13 protein-coding genes are annotated in these 15,145 nt (G+C 62.7%); 5 read left to right on the forward strand and 8 right to left on the reverse strand.

The features are described 5' to 3' along the window. Nucleotides 1-52 precede the first annotated feature (52 nt). Both N1937_RS23825 and N1937_RS23830 read left to right on the forward strand, forming a co-directional pair. Nucleotides 53-1,303: an MFS transporter gene (locus tag N1937_RS23825; protein WP_260057145.1), complete on the forward strand. Its 1,251-nt coding sequence runs from the start codon at nucleotides 53-55 to the stop codon at nucleotides 1,301-1,303. Then, on the forward strand, nucleotides 1,300-1,686 hold the full coding sequence (locus N1937_RS23830; RefSeq protein ID WP_170260388.1) for a VOC family protein: 387 nt from the start codon (nucleotides 1,300-1,302) through the stop codon (nucleotides 1,684-1,686). Before N1937_RS23825 ends, N1937_RS23830 begins: the two co-directional genes overlap by 4 nt. 17 nt (nucleotides 1,687-1,703) lie before the next feature. On the opposite strand, the gene N1937_RS23835 is transcribed toward N1937_RS23830, so the two are convergent. The 8 genes from N1937_RS23835 to ubiE form a co-directional block, all read right to left on the reverse strand. Further along, entirely contained in the window at nucleotides 1,704-3,365 is a 1,662-nt protein-coding gene (locus N1937_RS23835) for a urocanate hydratase (RefSeq protein ID WP_260057146.1), read from the reverse strand. A 228-nt stretch (nucleotides 3,366-3,593) separates the two neighbouring features. Next, nucleotides 3,594-3,923 carry a TfoX/Sxy family protein gene (locus N1937_RS23840; RefSeq protein WP_162115427.1) on the reverse strand — a complete coding sequence of 110 codons (330 nt, stop codon included), beginning with the start codon at nucleotides 3,921-3,923 and terminating at the stop codon, nucleotides 3,594-3,596. Nucleotides 3,924-3,926: 3 nt separating this feature from the next. Beyond that, the gene (locus N1937_RS23845) at nucleotides 3,927-5,024 is read right to left on the reverse strand and encodes a DUF917 domain-containing protein (protein ID WP_260057147.1); all 1,098 of its coding nucleotides are present in this window, start codon (nucleotides 5,022-5,024) and stop codon (nucleotides 3,927-3,929) included. Continuing rightward, nucleotides 5,005-6,300 carry a Zn-dependent hydrolase gene (locus N1937_RS23850; protein ID WP_260057148.1) on the reverse strand — a complete coding sequence of 432 codons (1,296 nt, stop codon included), beginning with the start codon at nucleotides 6,298-6,300 and terminating at the stop codon, nucleotides 5,005-5,007. Before N1937_RS23850 ends, N1937_RS23845 begins: the two co-directional genes overlap by 20 nt. Then, nucleotides 6,297-7,676, reverse strand: coding sequence for a dihydroorotase (locus N1937_RS23855; protein WP_260057149.1), 1,380 nt, complete (start codon nucleotides 7,674-7,676; stop codon nucleotides 6,297-6,299). The genes N1937_RS23850 and N1937_RS23855 overlap by 4 nt, the downstream gene beginning before the upstream one ends. Nucleotides 7,677-7,773: 97 nt before the next feature. After that, nucleotides 7,774-9,342 (reverse strand): aromatic amino acid lyase, encoded by a 1,569-nt coding sequence (locus tag N1937_RS23860; protein WP_017966707.1) that lies wholly within the window; start codon nucleotides 9,340-9,342, stop codon nucleotides 7,774-7,776. Nucleotides 9,343-9,540: 198 nt separating this feature from the next. Further along, nucleotides 9,541-11,115, reverse strand: coding sequence for a 2-polyprenylphenol 6-hydroxylase (ubiB, locus tag N1937_RS23865; RefSeq protein WP_222280052.1), 1,575 nt, complete (start codon nucleotides 11,113-11,115; stop codon nucleotides 9,541-9,543). 62 nt (nucleotides 11,116-11,177) lie between these two features. After that, nucleotides 11,178-11,954 carry a bifunctional demethylmenaquinone methyltransferase/2-methoxy-6-polyprenyl-1,4-benzoquinol methylase UbiE gene (gene ubiE, locus N1937_RS23870; RefSeq protein ID WP_260057150.1) on the reverse strand — a complete coding sequence of 259 codons (777 nt, stop codon included), beginning with the start codon at nucleotides 11,952-11,954 and terminating at the stop codon, nucleotides 11,178-11,180. A gap of 149 nt (nucleotides 11,955-12,103) precedes the next feature. Between ubiE and mutM the strand changes: the two genes are divergently transcribed. The 3 genes from mutM (at nucleotide 12,104) to rpsT (ending at nucleotide 14,291) form a co-directional block, all read left to right on the forward strand. Continuing rightward, entirely contained in the window at nucleotides 12,104-13,009 is a 906-nt protein-coding gene (gene mutM, locus N1937_RS23875) for a bifunctional DNA-formamidopyrimidine glycosylase/DNA-(apurinic or apyrimidinic site) lyase (RefSeq protein ID WP_170260397.1), read from the forward strand. Nucleotides 13,010-13,046: 37 nt separating this feature from the next. Then, the gene (locus tag N1937_RS23880; protein WP_222280050.1) at nucleotides 13,047-13,820 is read left to right on the forward strand and encodes an enoyl-CoA hydratase; all 774 of its coding nucleotides are present in this window, start codon (nucleotides 13,047-13,049) and stop codon (nucleotides 13,818-13,820) included. A 192-nt stretch (nucleotides 13,821-14,012) separates the two neighbouring features. Next, nucleotides 14,013-14,291: a 30S ribosomal protein S20 gene (rpsT, locus tag N1937_RS23885; protein ID WP_003556028.1), complete on the forward strand. Its 279-nt coding sequence runs from the start codon at nucleotides 14,013-14,015 to the stop codon at nucleotides 14,289-14,291. The last annotated feature ends 854 nt before the right edge of the window (nucleotides 14,292-15,145 follow it).

A 15,145-nucleotide genomic window follows, 5' to 3' on the forward strand; every position in this document is an offset into this window, starting at 1 on the left:
ATTGGACAAATGGAGTGGCGTTGACTAGATCGAAGGTCGGAGGGATGAAGAGATGCCGACTTCAGCGCATGCAATAAAGACCGCCGAGACAGCTGCGATCCCAGGGCAAAAACACTACCTGACCCACGGAACGGGCGCCTATCGCCGCGCCAGCCTGGCACTCTTCCTCTCCGGCTTCTCCACCTTTTCGCTGCTCTATTGCGTCCAGCCGCTGCTGCCGATTTTCTCGCAGCAATTCGCCGTCAGCCCGGCCGAAAGCTCGCTGTCGCTGTCGCTCTCCACCGGTTTCCTGGCGGTTGCCATCGTCTGCGCCGCCGCCGTCTCGGAAGGCCTTGGCCGCCGCAGCCTGATGTCGATATCGCTGGTCGGGGCGGCATTGCTGACCATTGCCACCGCCTTTGCCCCGAACTGGCACTTGCTGCTTGTCATCCGCGCGCTGCAGGGCCTCGTCCTCGGCGGCGTGCCGGCCGTCGCCGTGGCCTATCTCGCCGAGGAAATCGATCCGCGCGGCCTTGGCGGCACCATGGGCCTTTATGTCGGCGGCACGGCCTTCGGCGGCATGTCCGGCCGCGTGCTGACCGGTATCTTCGCCGAATATCTCACCTGGCGTCCGGCGCTTTTTCTCATCGGCGCCATTGGCCTTGCCGCGGCGATCGGCTTCATCGCCCTCCTGCCGCCGTCACGCAATTTCGTCCGCCGGTCGGGCTTCGATCCAAGCTTTCATGCAAAAGCCTGGCTTGGCCATCTCAGGAATCCAGCGCTGCCTTTCATCTTCGCCATCGCCTTCCTGGCGATGGGCTCCTTCGTCACGATCTACAACTATGCCGGTTTTCGCCTGGTGGCGCCGCCTTACGACCTCAACCAGACCGAACTCGGGCTGATCTTCACTGTCTATCTCTTCGGCATCGGCGCCTCTTCGATCGGCGGTCTGCTCGGAGACCGGATCGGGCATTTTTCCGTGCTTCTCTTCGGTCTGGCGCTCACCGCAGCCGGCAGCGCGCTGACGCTTGCGGCCTCTCTCCCGGTCATCATCCTCGGCATCATTGTGCTTACGACCGGCTTCTTCATGAGCCATTCGACCGCCAGCGGTCTTGTCGGCAAGCTTGCGCATGGCACCAAGGGCCACGCCTCGTCGCTCTATATGCTCGCCTACTATGTCGGTTCCAGCCTCATTGGTTCGGCGGGCGGGTGGTTCTTCGCGGTTGAAGGCTGGGCCGCCGTCGTCGTCTTCACCCTTGCCATGCTGGCGCTGGCCTTTATCTCCGCCTGTGTCGCCCAGCGCCTTGCGAGGAGAAAAGCATGATTCGCATAGACCATCTCGATCATCTCGTGCTGACCGTCGCCGATATCGCGAGCACCTGCGATTTCTATTCCCGCATCCTCGGCATGTCGGTCGAAACCTTCGCGGAAGGCCGCAAGGCACTGAAATTCGGCCGTCAGAAGATCAACCTGCACCAGTCCGGCCGCGAATTCGATCCCAAGGCGAAACGTCCCACAGCCGGCTCCGGTGACCTCTGCTTCATCGCCGAGACGCCACTTGCTGATGTCATCGCTGATCTACAGGCCGCGGGCGTTGCGATCGAAGAGGGCCCGGTCGAACGCACCGGTGCGACTGGGCGTTTGCGCTCGGTCTATTTCAGGGACCCCGACGGCAACCTCCTCGAAGTCTCCAATCTGATTGCTTGACGTCCGCCTCCCGCACATCAACCAAGCCGGATATAGGGCACGTCCTTCTTCGCCACCTCATCAAGCGCCTCCTCGTAACCCGCATCGGCGTAACGCATGACGCCAAGCGCCGTGTCGTTGGTCAGCGCATGGTCGAGCCGTTCGTCGGCGGCATCCGTGCCGTCGGCGACGACGGTGACGCCGCAGCTCGTCATGTAGCCGGCATAGCCGCCGCCGCCGGAATGGACGACGACCAGATCGGCCATCGACGAGCAGAGCATCATCGCATCGATCAGCGGCCAGTCGGCGATCGCATCGGAGCCGTCCTTCATTCGCTCGGTCATGATATTCGGATGCGCCATGGCGCCGGCGTCGAGATGGTCACGGGAGAAGGCAACCGGCCCTTTGAGCGTGCCGTCTGCCACAAGCGTGTTGACGCGGCGTGCGAGTGCCGTGCGTTCGCCGTGGCCGAGCCAGGCGATGCGCGCCGGTAGCCCCTCGAAGGGCACGTGCTCGCGCGCCAGCCGGATCCAGTTGGTGATAATCTTGTTATCAGGGAACATCTCGAGCAGCAAATCGTCGATCCGGGCGATATCGCTCTCCTCGCCCGATAGCGCCATCCAGCGGAATGGGCCGATCGCCCGGGCGAACAGCGGCCTCAGATAGGCTTCGGTGAAAATTGGAATGTCGAAGGCATTCGCAACGCCGCCCGCTTTGGCCTGCGTGCGGATCAGATTGCCGTTGTCGAAGACTTCCGAGCCGCGCTTCTGGAATTCCAGCATCGCCGTCACATGCTCGACGATCGAGGCGCGACTTGCCGCCATCAATTGCCCCTGGCCGTCGTCACGCAGGCCCTTGACCTGCTCGAGGCTCATGCCCTTCGGCACGTAGCCATAGACGAGGTCATGCGCCGAGGTCTGGTCGGTGACGATATCAGGCACGATGCCGCGCCGGGCGATTTCCGGATAGACCTCCGCCGCATTGCCGACGAGGCCGACGGAAAGCGCCCGCCTGTCCTTCACCGCCGCATCGATCATCTGAAGGGCGGTATCGAGATCGGGTGCGATTTCCTGGAGATAACCGATCTGCTGGCGCTTGCGGGCGCGTTCCGGGTCTATGTCGACGCAGAGGATCGCAGCGCCTGCCATACGGCCGGCAAGCGGCTGCGCCCCGCCCATGCCGCCGAGGCCGGCCGTCAGCACGAACCGCCCGAGGAGATCGCCGCCGAAGCGCCGCTCGGCGATGCGCATGAAGATCTCGTAGGTGCCCTGGATGACGCCTTGGCTGCCGATATATTGCCAGGCGCCGGCTGTCAGCCCGCCCCAGCAGATCAGTCCCTTGCGCTGCAACTCGTAGAACACTTCGGCCTTTGCCCATTGCCCGACGATATTGCAGTTCGCCATGATGACCAGCGGCGCCTTGGCATGCGTCCGAACGAGCCCGATCGGCTTGCCGGACTGGATCAGCAGCGTCTGGTCCTCTTCCATCTCGGTCAGCGCCTTGACGATGCCCTTGTGCGCCGCCCAGTTGCGGGCCGCCTTGCCGAGCGCGGCATAGACGATCAGATTGTCGGGATCCTCACCGACGGAGAGCACGTTTTCGAGCAGCCGCAGCAGCGCTTCCTGCCGCCAGCCCTTGGCGCGCAGCTCCGGCCCGCCGGGGATCGGAAATTTCGGATGACGTGGATTGGCCTTCGGCATCGTGGGTTCCTCGTTTGGTTGCTTTTCCCTTCTCCCCTCGGGGGTCCGAAGGACGGGTCGAGACCTGTGGCTCGACCCCGGTTGGTGGCCCGAAGGGTCGGAAGGGGGCTGCACGGCATGCACTTGCCTGCCTTCGCTTGCGCTCAGGCACTCGCGGCTTTGCCGCTCGCCCCCACCTGTCCTTCGGACATCTTCTCCCCGCTGGGGAGAAGGGGAAAAGCTCAGTCTTTATTTCTCCGGCATCGATTCCACATAGGCGAGTGCCGCATCGAGCAGACGCCGTCTCAGGGCATCGTCGCCGTAAACCTCGGCATTGCCTCGCACCCAGCCATGCATCACCCTTTCGCCCGACAGCATCCGGATCACGCCTGGCAGTGCCAGCGCCCAGCCGTCATTGCCCTTGCCGAGACGGATCAGCATGCCGTCATGGCGCGCGCAGCAGAGAAGATTGCCGTTGAGCATGAAGGCCAAGCCGCCGAACATGGATTTCTCGGCAAGGCCCGGCCGACCGCCGAGTTCCTCACGCATCAGTTCTTCGAGACCGGGATCGCGCGCCATGGCTCAGGCCCTCGTTGCCAGTGCATAACGTGCGATCTCGATCCCCATCGCCTTTTCGACGACGGGGTAGACGGTCGGATCGAGCACGCTTGCCGACAGCGGAATGATATCCATCGGCACATGCAGGATGAAGACATGCATGCCCTCCTTGAGCTGGCCGACGCTGAGCGGTTCGCCCTCCGGTGAAAGCGTGGTGATGACCGCGGGGAAAGTCGCAAGCCTTTTGCCATCCGCATCGTCCACCGCCATATATTCGTTCATCACATGCAGCGTCACCGACATTTCGCCTGCGCCGACGGTGATCGTGCCGATGTCGAAGGCTTCCTTGGTGTAGACGACCTCCCTGCGGGTAATGATCCCTTCGGCAAGGATATGCCCGCCCGTCGTCTTGCAGATCGCGTCGATGATGGCTGATCCGCCGCGCTTCTCCGCCGCGATAATTGCTTCGCCGAGCGCAAGCGCCATTGAGATGCCGCCGAGCGCCGCATGGGTGCGGACATAGGAGGCCTTCAGCGGATTGCGGCAGCTGGCGATGAAGCCGCCGGATTGGTCGGCAGCAGTGCGCAGCACCGGCGAAATCTTTGCCGTCGCCCCTTTCACCACCAGCTCGATGTAACGGTTCTCGGTGCGATTGCCGCCGACAGCGGTCTGGATCATCGGCTCGGGCGAACCGGCCATGCCGATCGACCCCATGTCGCCTGTCGGGTGCGCGCGGATGTCGCCGACCGCGTCGACCACCTTGGTGCCGAGGATTGCCGACGGCAACCAGCCGTTCAGCGTCGAGGATTTGCCGTTCTGGCCGATGATCAGCCCGGAAAGCTTTTCGCCGAGCGCCTCCTGCAGCAATTGCACCGCCTTCACATAGTCGATGCCCTGCATTTCCCAGGGCGTCGTCGAGGCCGGTGCGCCGATCGCGGCTGCGGTCGCAATCCAGTCCTCGTCCTGCAATTCGTCGATCGAGACAAGCTCCGGCTTGCCGACATTGACGGCGGCAAGCCCAAGCATCCGCCCGTGATCGGCCCAGCCGCCGCCGCCGGCGGCATAGACGGAGCCGCCCTTGACGGCAGCTTCCACGTCCTTCTCAACGAGTATGCGTCCCATTCGCCTTCTCCTGATTCAAGCCCCTGTTAATCAAGCCCTTGTCCATCTCGCGCACCGCCTCGAAAAGCACGGCGGCGCCGAGTGCGATATCGTCGTTGTCTGCCCACTCGTCGGCCGAATGGCTGCGGCCGTCCCGGCAGGGCACGAAGATCATCGCCGCCGGCGCCACCTTGGCGATCCAGGCCGTATCGTGCCCCGCGCCGGAGGCCATGCGCCGATGTTTCGCGCCGACCCGTTCGCAGGCAGCCTCCAAGATCGACAGCAGCCCGGCATCGCCAGGCGTCGGCTGATTGTCGGAAACCCGGTTCGGCGTTTTGATCGTCACGCCATAGGCCCCCGCCAGCTTTTCGACATGGCCGTCGAGCCAGCGGCAGAATGCCTGCATGTCGGCGCGGATTTCGGCACGGCCATCGATCAGCAGCACCACCTTCGAAGGCACGACATTGGCGGCGTTCGGCTCGATCGTGAATTCGCCAACCGTCGCTGCGAAATGCCCCGGCGTTTTGGCAAATTCGGCGGCGGCATTGCGGATATCGAGCACCAGCTGTGACGCCGCCACCAGCGCGTCCGCCCGGCGGTCCATCGGCGTCGTGCCGGCATGGTCGGCCCGCCCTTCGACGGTGATCTCGATGCGGGTGATGCCCGATATCGCGGTGACGATGCCGATATCCTCCTTTTCAGCTTCGAGCACCGGGCCCTGTTCGATATGAAGCTCCAGAAAGCCTGCTATATCGGGTCTGTTCTGCTGCATCAGCACGTCAGGTCGGCCGCCGACCTCGGCGATGCCCTTGGCCAGGTCGCGCCCGTCGCTGACGCGCGAAAGCCAGGCCTCCGGCAGTTGGCCGGTCATGCCGCGGCTGCCGATGCAGGACACGCCGAAGATGCTGACCTCCTCGGCAAGGAAGTCGACGATTTCGAGATCGTGATCGAGTTCGATATTCTGATCGCGCAGCGCCCGCGCCACCTCCAGCGCCGAGATCACCCCGGCAATGCCGTCAAAGCGGCCGCCATCCGGCACCGTGTCGGAATGCGAACCGGCCATGATCGTGCCGAGCCACGGTTTCCGGCCTGTCCGCCGTCCGATCAGATTGCCGGCGGCATCGATCCGTGTTTCCAGTCCCGCCGCCTTCATCCGCGCTTCGATATAGGCCCGCCCGTCGAGGAAGAGCGGCGAGAAGGCTCGCCGCGTCCAGGGATGCCCCGGCTCGGTAATCCCGGCCAGCGCCTCGATATCGTCAGCGATCCGGCTGGCATTGACGGGAAGATTGCGGCTCATGCGAAGGCTCCCGCAATGACCTGGCGCGGCAGCGGCCGCACGAACCTGCCGGTGCCGGGCTTGGCCAGCACCTTGGCACCCTCGGCGATCTTTTCGCCCCTGAGGTAGGTGGCCGAGACGGTCCAGGGCAGGCGGATGCCGTTATACGGGCTCCAGCCGACGACGTTGTTGCTGCTTGCCGATGCATCATAGACGCTTTCGCGCGGCTCGAGCACGACGATATCGGCATCCTTGCCCGGGGTCAGCGCACCTTTGATATGGTCGAGCCGGAAATGCTTCGCCGGGTTTTCCGCCATTAGCCTGGCTGCCCATGTCAGCGGAATGCCGCGTTCGACGGCGCCTTTGATGAAAAGCGGCATCATCACCTCGAGGCCGGGAATGCCGGAGGCGTTGGCGAGCATGTCGGGGTTGGTCTTGCGGTTTTCCGACCAGCTGACGTGATCGGTCGAGACCAGCCAGACATCGCCCTCGGCCACCTTCCGCCAGAGCGTCTCCACCTCGGCACGCGGCCGCACCGGCGGATTGATCTTCGCCTTGCCGCCGAGCCGCTTCACGTCGTTTTCCTCGTCGAGCGTCAAGTAGTGAATGCAGCATTCCACCGTCGCCGCAAAGCCGTCGCGGCGATAGGCGCGCGCAATATCGTAGCCGCGCCCGAGCGAGCAGTGCACCACATGCGCCGGGCAGCCGGTATTGGCGCCGGTCTCGAAGATCGTGTGCATCGCCAGCAGCTCGGTGATCGGCGGCCGCGACAGGCCGTGCGCCCGCCAGTCGGTGATGCCGCTCACCTTCACCTGCTCCATATAAGTGCGCACCGCCTCGTCGTCTTCATTGTGCACGCCCGCCGTCAGCCCTGTCGGCGCGATTGCCGCAAAGCAGGCGTCAAGCAGGGCCGGCGGAATGCGCGGAAAGCGCTTGGGGTCGGTGCCGAAGGTCGAGAATTTGAAGGCGGCAACGCCTGCCTCCACCATTTCGCGGATCCGTGCGGGGCCTTCTTCCGGATCGACGGTGCCGTAAAGCGCGAAATCGACGCGCGCTTGCGGACTGGCATGGTCGATCTTCCGCTTCACCGCCGCCGCCGAGCAGACGAGATTGCCTTCGTCATAGGGCATATCGACAATGACAGTCACCCCGCCAGCCGCCGCCGAGCGCGTCGACCAGAGGAAATCCTCTTGGTCCTTCTGGGAAAGCGAATGCACCTGCGCGTCGATCGCGCCGGGCAGGATCAGCGCTTTTCCGAGCAGATGCCGTTCGCGGCCCGCAGGCGGCACGCCGAGGCCGACCTCGGCGATTTTGCCGTCGCGCACGGCGACATAACCCTCGTCGAGAATGCGCTCCGGCAGCACCACCGTGCCCTGCAGAACGAGATCGAAATCCATGCCGCTTCCTCCCTAAACTGGATCAGACTGCCGGCTGGAGCATGATGTCGAGAAGTGTGAGCGGTTTTCGGACGGCATCATGCTCTAACTCTTTCATTTAGCTGGTCAGCCGCTCCTCGACACGCTCCTGCGATCCGAGGGCGAAGAAATCGTCGAAGGACGCGATCGGAACCTGTTCGGTCAGCTTCGAGACGAAGTCGTCCGAGCCGAGCTCCTCCTCGATCGCCTCGACCTCAGCCGAAAGCGGCCGGTCGACCGTATAGAAATCCGCATGTTTGCGCACGACCTCATAGAGCATGGCGGCGACACCCTTCGGCTCATCGCCGAGAATGTCGATTGCCTGGGCAGACAGCAGCGCCTCGAGGGCTGCGAGACGCTTCAGCGCCCGCATCTGCCGGTCGAAGCGCTCGATGACGAGCGGCAGGAAGGCAGCTTCGTCCTCCAGCCCGGCCGCAACAACCAGTGACTGGGCCGACACGGGATTGGACATCGACAGCACGCGCGAGAAGATCTCGCCGGCAAGTTTGATGATCGGCCCGAAACCGGTGGCAATCCGCCCCGGCGGCACGAGATTGACCGGCAGGTCGCGCCGCTGGCCGTTGCCGAGAATGACGCACCGGTTGAAGGCGTTGCGCGCTGCATGCGCCATACAGAGTGCTGCCGATTCGAGCAGGATTGTCACATCGAGCGGCAGCGAACCGCCCGACGTCATCACCCGGCCTTCGACCACGACGGGATTGTCGTCCGAGCGCCCGGTGGCGGCAAGGATCTTGTGGCCGGTCGATAAGAGGTTTTCGATCACCGCGCCGAACACCTGCGCGATCATGCGCAGGCTGAGCGGATCCTGCACATGCGTTGCAACGGGCCAGTTCCATTCGTCGGCGGCATTGCAAAGCCAGGCGCCGATCAACGCTTCGCGCGCCGTTCCGACATGCCGGACCGCCTTCCAGGGATCGCGGGAAGCACCGAGCGCGCCGGCCGCCATCATCGCCGTTGCCAGCAGGACGCGGATCGAGGCAGCAGCATTGCGCGTCGTTTCCGCCGCCGAGGCAAAGCTCACCGCATTGATGCTGAGCGAGGCGAGGCTATCGCGCGGCGCCATCTGCATCGGTTCCAGCCCGGCCGCCTGGAAAGCCTCGGCCGCCTGCATCCGGTTGCCGCGATAGATCGCTTCGCCGACGCCGGTCAATACCGCGCCGATCTGTCCCATCAGGCCGATATCCGCACAGCCGATCGAGCCGGTACGGCGCACGACCGGAATGAGATCGGCCTCGAGCATCCTGATATAGGCCTGGATCAGCTCCGGCGTGCAGCCGACTTGGCCGGTCAACGCCGTGTTGATACGGATCGCCATGGCATTGCGCACGATATTGCAGGAAAAGGGTGTGCCGGTGCCGAAATGATGGGCCCGCACCAGGCCGAGATTGAAGGTGTCGAGTTCGTCGGCCGACCATTCCACATCCTTCATGGCGCCGACGCCTGTCGTCGAGCCGTAAACGGGCATGCCGGAGGCAATCGCATCCTCGACGACCTCGCGGGCGATTGCGATGCGAGCCATGCCTGTCGCCGAAGCCGAAATCACAGCCTTGCCCGCACCAATCGTCACCATCTCGGCAAAACCGAGCGGTCGTCCGGAAAGTTCGATGCCAGGGCGTTCGTGCTTCATGTGCTGTGTCTCCCTAGAACAGGATGATTTTAGGCCGATCGGTCTAAAATCTGAATCCTGTTCTCAATTAAAGAGTCAGAGCATGATGTCGCCTGAAAACCGTTGACACTGTCGGCATCATGCTCGGAACGAGAGACTAAGCGAGCCTTCCGTCACATGGGATATCCCAAATGCCGAACACCGCATGTTGGCAGGCGGTCAGCTCAGCATCCAGGCAATATAGACAAGCGTCAATGCGATGATCCACAGCGCAATCCTGCCCGAGCGGTTGTGCCGCGCTTCGGACTTGCCGATCGCCTCCGCCGTCTCATTGTCGAAACGTAAGCCGTGCTCGCTCATATGCAGCAGCTGATGGTGGAATTTTTCGGTCTTCGCCGCGATTTCCGGCACGGCTTCGGCGAGCTTGACCGCCGCTTTCAGCCCGTCCTTGAGATCGGTGGCGATCCGTTTCGGACCGAGATTGGTGCGGATCCAGTCGCCGACGACAGGTTCGGAGGCCTTCCACATGTTGAAGCGCGGATTGAGCATGCGCGACACGCCCTCGACCACGACCATGGTCTTCTGCAGCATCACCAGCTCCGGCCGTGTTGCCATGTCGAAGAGTTCGGTCACTTCGAACAGCAGCGTCAGCAGCTTGCCCATCGAGATCGTCTCGGCCGGCTGTCCATGGATCGGCTCGCCGATCGCCCGGATCGCTTGGCCGAAGCTTTCGACATTGTGGTGGCCGGGCACATAGCCGGCCTCGAAATGCACCTCGGCGACGCGGATATAGTCGCGGGTGATGAAGCCATAGAGGATTTCGGCGAGGAACCGCCGTTCCTTCTTGCCCAGCCGCCCGACGATACCCATGTCGACGGCGACGATCATGCCGCCCGCATCGACGAAGAGATTGCCCGGATGCATGTCGGCATGAAAGAAGCCGTCGCGCAGCGTATGACGCAGGAACGACTGGATCAGCGTATCGGCAAGCAGGTTGAGGTCGTGGCCCGCCGCGCGCAGGCCCTCGACATCGGACATCCTCGTGCCGTCGATCCACTCCATGGTGATGACGTCGCGCCCGGTGCGCTCCCAGTCGACCTTCGGCACACGGAAGCCGGGATCCTTTTCGGTATTCTCGGCGATCTCGGAAAGGGCTGCCGCCTCGAGGCGAAGATCCATCTCCACCTTCGTCGTCTGCTCCAGCGTCTTCGTCACCTCGACCGGACGCAGCCGCCGGCTGGACGCCAGGAAACGCTCCTGCATATGAGCAACGAGATACATTGCCTCGATGTCATGGGCAAAACGCTGGCGCACGCCGGGCCGCACGATCTTGACGGCGACCTTCTTCCGGCCGTCGGCGCTGTCGACCTCGGCGGGATGTACCTGCGCGATCGAGGCGGCGGCGATCGGATCGCCGAAGCTTGCATAGAGTTCGCCGATCGGCCGCCCGAGCGAGCCTTCGATATTGGCCTTGGCGGCTGCCGAGGGAAAGAAGGCCATCCGGTCCTGAAGCTGCGACAGATCGTTGGCGAATTCGACGCCGACGACATCCGGCCGCGTCGCCAGGAACTGCCCGATCTTTACATAGGAAGGGCCGAGCCGCTCGACTGCCTTCGCCAACCGGTCGCTGCGCTTCTGATGCCGCGCCTTGCTTCGCTCGAAAATCGTGACGAAAGATTTGGCGAGCGCCACCGGCGGCGGCAATCCTTCGGAAGGAAGGGCTGACACGACACCCTCACGCACGAGCACCCAGCCGACGCGCCAAAGGCGGAAATATGCGCCGAAAGTACTCATGTTCTGTTTGATTCTCGCGCGACGCTATTCGAAAACCGCTCTATACTTTTCGGCGTCATGCGTCAGAGCTTCCAGCCGGAATGGAGTGCGGCGATGCCGCCGGTATAATTGGTGAAGGTGACGCGCGAAAAGCCGGCCTGGCGGATCATTGCCGCGAAATTCTCCTGATTCGGGAACTTGCGGATCGATTCCACCAGATATTGGTAGGGTTCGGCATCGCCGGTGATCGCCTTGCCGAATTGCGGAATGGCGTTGAATGACCAGGCGTCGTAGATCTTGTCGAGAACCGGCATATCGACTTCGGAAAACTCCAGCACCAGCAGCCGCCCGCCGCGCTTCAAGACGCGATAGGCCTCCGACAGCGCCGCATCGATCCTCGGCACGTTGCGGATGCCGAAGGCGATCGTATAGGCGTCGAAACTTCCTGCCTCAAAGGGCAGTTCCTCGGCATTCGCCTCGACGAAGGTGAGATTGCCGGAGAGCTTCTTCTTTTCCGCCCGCTCGGCACCGACGCCGAGCATCGAGCCGTTGATGTCGAGCACGGTGGCATGCGCCTGCCTGCCCGAAGCCTCGACGATGCGGAAGGCTATATCGCCGGTGCCGCCGGCAACGTCGAGCACCTTGTAGCCAGGCTCCTTGCGCGGGTTCAGCGCCGAAATCATCGCGTCCTTCCAGGCGCGGTGCATGCCCATCGACATGACGTCGTTCATGATGTCGTAGCGCTTGGCGACCTTGTGGAATACCTGGTTGACCAGGCCCTGCTTCTGGCCATCAGGCACCTCGCGGAAGCCGTAGGAGGTCTCCATGCCGCCATCGGCGGAAGTGCGGCTTTCTGACATCAGACTGCTCCGTTCCTGAAGATTCGGGCGCCGCGGCCATAGCGAAAGACCGCGCGCGACGTTATCTATGGGCCGCGTTCTCCACGGCACACTGGCGCTATAGCGCACATCGTCGCCGGTTGAAACACGTTAGAGATAGATGGGTTAAGATGCCGGAATTGCCAGAAGTCGAAACGGTGAAACGCGGCCTGACGCCGGCGATGGAGGCCACCCGCATCACCAGGCTGGAGCTGCGCCGCGGCGATCTGCGCTTCCCCTTTCCCGACGCTTTCGCAGATAGAGTTTCCGGCCGCACCATCGTTGGCCTTGGCCGCCGCGCCAAATATCTGCTGGTCGATCTCGACGACGGCAACACGCTGATTTCGCATCTCGGCATGTCCGGTTCTTTTCGCATTGAGGAGGGCCGCATTGAGGAGGGAGCCGCCTCCGGCGTGCCGGGCGAATTCCACCATGCCCGCTCGAAGGACGAGAAGCACGATCACGTCGTCTTCCATCTGCAAGCCGCAAGCGGCCCGCGTCGTGTCATCTACAACGATCCGCGGCGTTTCGGCTTCATGGATATGGTGGGACGTGCCGATCTCGCAGCCCATCCCTTCTTCCGCGATCTCGGCCCGGAGCCGACAGGAAACGAGCTCAGCGCCGCCTATCTGGCCGAACGCTTCCGGGACAAAGCGCAGCCGCTGAAGAGCGCGTTGCTTGACCAGAAGAACATTGCCGGTCTCGGCAATATATATGTCTGCGAGGCGCTGTGGCGCGCGCATCTTTCGCCGATCCGCGCCGCCGGCACGCTGGTGACGGCAGGGGGACGGCCGAAGGCGCAGCTCGACCTGCTCGTCGCCTCGGTCCGCGACGTCATCGCCGATGCGATCGCCGCCGGCGGATCGTCGCTGCGTGATCACATCCAGACCGACGGATCGCTCGGCTATTTCCAGCATTCCTTCTCCGTCTATGATCGCGAAAGTCAGGCTTGCCGCACGCCCGGCTGCGGCGCTACGGTCGCCCGCATCGTCCAGGCGGGTCGCTCCACCTTCTATTGCGCCACCTGCCAGAAGTAAGCCTGCCAGAAGAAGAGTGAGAAACCGGGAGAACAGCATGGCCTATGAGACCCTGATCGTCGAAACCCGAGGCAATGTCGGCCTCGTCACGCTGAACCGACCCCAGGCGCTGAACGCGTTGAATTCCACCGTCCTGAAAGAGCTGAAAGAGGCCTATGCCGCCTTCCACGCCGACGAGATGGTCGGGGCGATCGTGCTGACCGGCTCCGAGCGCGCCTTTGCCGCCGGCGCCGATATCAAGGAGATGCAGCCGCTTGAGTTCGCCGATATCTATAAGAGTGATTTCATCAGCGGCTGGGATGAGGTCGCCAAGGCGCGCAAGCCGGTGATCGCTGCGGTCAGCGGTTTTGCGCTCGGCGGCGGCTGTGAGCTCGCCATGATGTGCGATTTCATCATCGCCTCGGAGACGGCGAAATTCGGCCAGCCGGAAATCACCCTGGGCGTCATTCCCGGCATGGGCGGTTCGCAGCGGCTGACGCGCGCCGTCGGCAAGGCGAAGGCGATGGATCTTATCCTGACCGGCCGGATGATGGATGCGGCGGAAGCCGAACGATCGGGACTCGTTTCGCGTGTGGTGGCCCCCGAGCGTCTGCTCGACGAGGCTTTTGCCGCGGCCGAAAAGATCGCTTCGCTTTCGCGTCCCTCGGTCATGATGGCCAAGGAGGCGGTCAACCGCGCATTCGAGACGACGCTGCAGGAGGGCTTGCGTTTCGAGCGCCGCCTGTTTCACAGTCTCTTTGCCACGGATGACCAGAAAGAAGGTATGGCGGCCTTCGTCGAGAAGCGCAAACCGGCTTTTACGCACCGTTGAATGCTTTTCGGCGGTTGCCAGCGGTAAAGCTTGAAAATCCGCGTTGACGTGGGCCGGCTTTAGAGTTATATGCCCGCCCACGGTTCGGAAAGCCGGTTTGGTTTTCCGCGATTGCTCCCGCATTGCTGGATTTTGTGGCCGCAGGGCCCGCGGTAATGGCGGAGTTTGTTCGAATTCTTGAGAGAGGCATCCATGGCCAATACAACTTCGGCGAAAAAAGCGACCCGCAAGATCGCCCGCCGTACCGACGTCAATAAGGCTCGTCGCTCGCGCGTTCGTACTTTCGTTCGCCAGGTCGAAGAGGCCATCGCATCCGGTGATGCCGCCAAGGCGAAGGAAGCTTTCCTGGCTGCTCAGCCCGAGCTTGCCCGCGCCGCCAGCAAGGGTGTGCTGCATGCCAACACGGCATCGCGCAAGGTCTCGCGCCTGGCCGCTCGTGTGAAGGCTCTTTCGGTCACCACGACCGCGTAATCTTCCATTAACAACTTCTTCTTTATGATTAGCCCGGTAATTTTACCGGGCTTTTTCGATTCCGCCGATCAGCCCTGCATGGTTAATCTCACGACTGTTTCGTGTCAGCGCCATGACAGGAAATAGTGTTTAAAAACAACGGCTTGCGCAAGGATGCTTTCACGCCGCGCGACTCTGCCCCAAGCTTCCGGGACCACAGGGGAGTCAAGAGGATTTTATTTTTTTTCTTTCAATGCGTGTCAAAATAGCCCGAACGGGGGAATCTCTTTGATTCAACTGCGATTCTTTTTTGACGCTGGTGTGACGCCCGAAAAGGGCAGGCGGAGTCAATGCCCGCCTGTTAATTTTGCGTAAAATTCATCGTTGATATTGCCGTTTGATCCTGCCTAAATGGCTTCCAACAAAGGGCGCGGACATCACCTGCAGAGGCTCGGTTTTAACTGCCACGTCGGCAGGGCGATGAGTTTGTGCCTTTTGTTACGGAGCCTTGCGCTTCCGTTTTTTCAAGCACTCGACGGATTTGAGCCGTAACGTGGCTGTTACGGAGCGGGGATGTTTTGTGCCTTCATTGGCCACACGTTTAAGGCGAGGCCAGCGGAGAAGGTTAAAGTTATATTGCGTTCGGGCTGGTCGGCCGAAAACGAGGTTCGACCGCCAGCCTGGCACGGAAAGCCGATGAAGGTTGCCGCATGAGCGCGCCACCTGCAACGGAGTTCTGCGCCGGTCCCTTATGGGGCAGTGTTTGAGTGAACCGGCAGGCGAGCGGCTCATGAGGATCCGTCAGCCCGCCAAAGCGGGGATGATCGGGCGGCCGTATTAGCGGATGCCGCCCGGTGGAATTGAAAGGCGGCATT

This window comes from Rhizobium sp. WSM4643 (assembly GCF_025152745.1).
Taxonomy (GTDB): Bacteria; Pseudomonadota; Alphaproteobacteria; order Rhizobiales; family Rhizobiaceae; genus Rhizobium; species Rhizobium leguminosarum_I.

What these genes read in the sequence shown, in the direction of transcription:
- N1937_RS23825 (WP_260057145.1), top strand. Translation starts at nt 53, where the DNA reads ATGCCGACTTCAGCGCATGCAATAAAGACCGCCGAGACAGCTGCGATC.
- N1937_RS23830 (WP_170260388.1), top strand. Translation starts at nt 1,300, where the DNA reads ATGATTCGCATAGACCATCTCGATCATCTCGTGCTGACCGTCGCCGAT.
- N1937_RS23835 (WP_260057146.1), bottom strand. Translation starts at nt 3,365, where the DNA reads ATGCCGAAGGCCAATCCACGTCATCCGAAATTTCCGATCCCCGGCGGG.
- N1937_RS23840 (WP_162115427.1), bottom strand. Translation starts at nt 3,923, where the DNA reads ATGGCGCGCGATCCCGGTCTCGAAGAACTGATGCGTGAGGAACTCGGC.
- N1937_RS23845 (WP_260057147.1), bottom strand. Translation starts at nt 5,024, where the DNA reads ATGGGACGCATACTCGTTGAGAAGGACGTGGAAGCTGCCGTCAAGGGC.
- N1937_RS23850 (WP_260057148.1), bottom strand. Translation starts at nt 6,300, where the DNA reads ATGAGCCGCAATCTTCCCGTCAATGCCAGCCGGATCGCTGACGATATC.
- N1937_RS23855 (WP_260057149.1), bottom strand. Translation starts at nt 7,676, where the DNA reads ATGGATTTCGATCTCGTTCTGCAGGGCACGGTGGTGCTGCCGGAGCGC.
- N1937_RS23860 (WP_017966707.1), bottom strand. Translation starts at nt 9,342, where the DNA reads ATGAAGCACGAACGCCCTGGCATCGAACTTTCCGGACGACCGCTCGGT.
- ubiB (WP_222280052.1), bottom strand. Translation starts at nt 11,115, where the DNA reads ATGAGTACTTTCGGCGCATATTTCCGCCTTTGGCGCGTCGGCTGGGTG.
- ubiE (WP_260057150.1), bottom strand. Translation starts at nt 11,954, where the DNA reads ATGTCAGAAAGCCGCACTTCCGCCGATGGCGGCATGGAGACCTCCTAC.
- mutM (WP_170260397.1), top strand. Translation starts at nt 12,104, where the DNA reads ATGCCGGAATTGCCAGAAGTCGAAACGGTGAAACGCGGCCTGACGCCG.
- N1937_RS23880 (WP_222280050.1), top strand. Translation starts at nt 13,047, where the DNA reads ATGGCCTATGAGACCCTGATCGTCGAAACCCGAGGCAATGTCGGCCTC.
- rpsT (WP_003556028.1), top strand. Translation starts at nt 14,013, where the DNA reads ATGGCCAATACAACTTCGGCGAAAAAAGCGACCCGCAAGATCGCCCGC.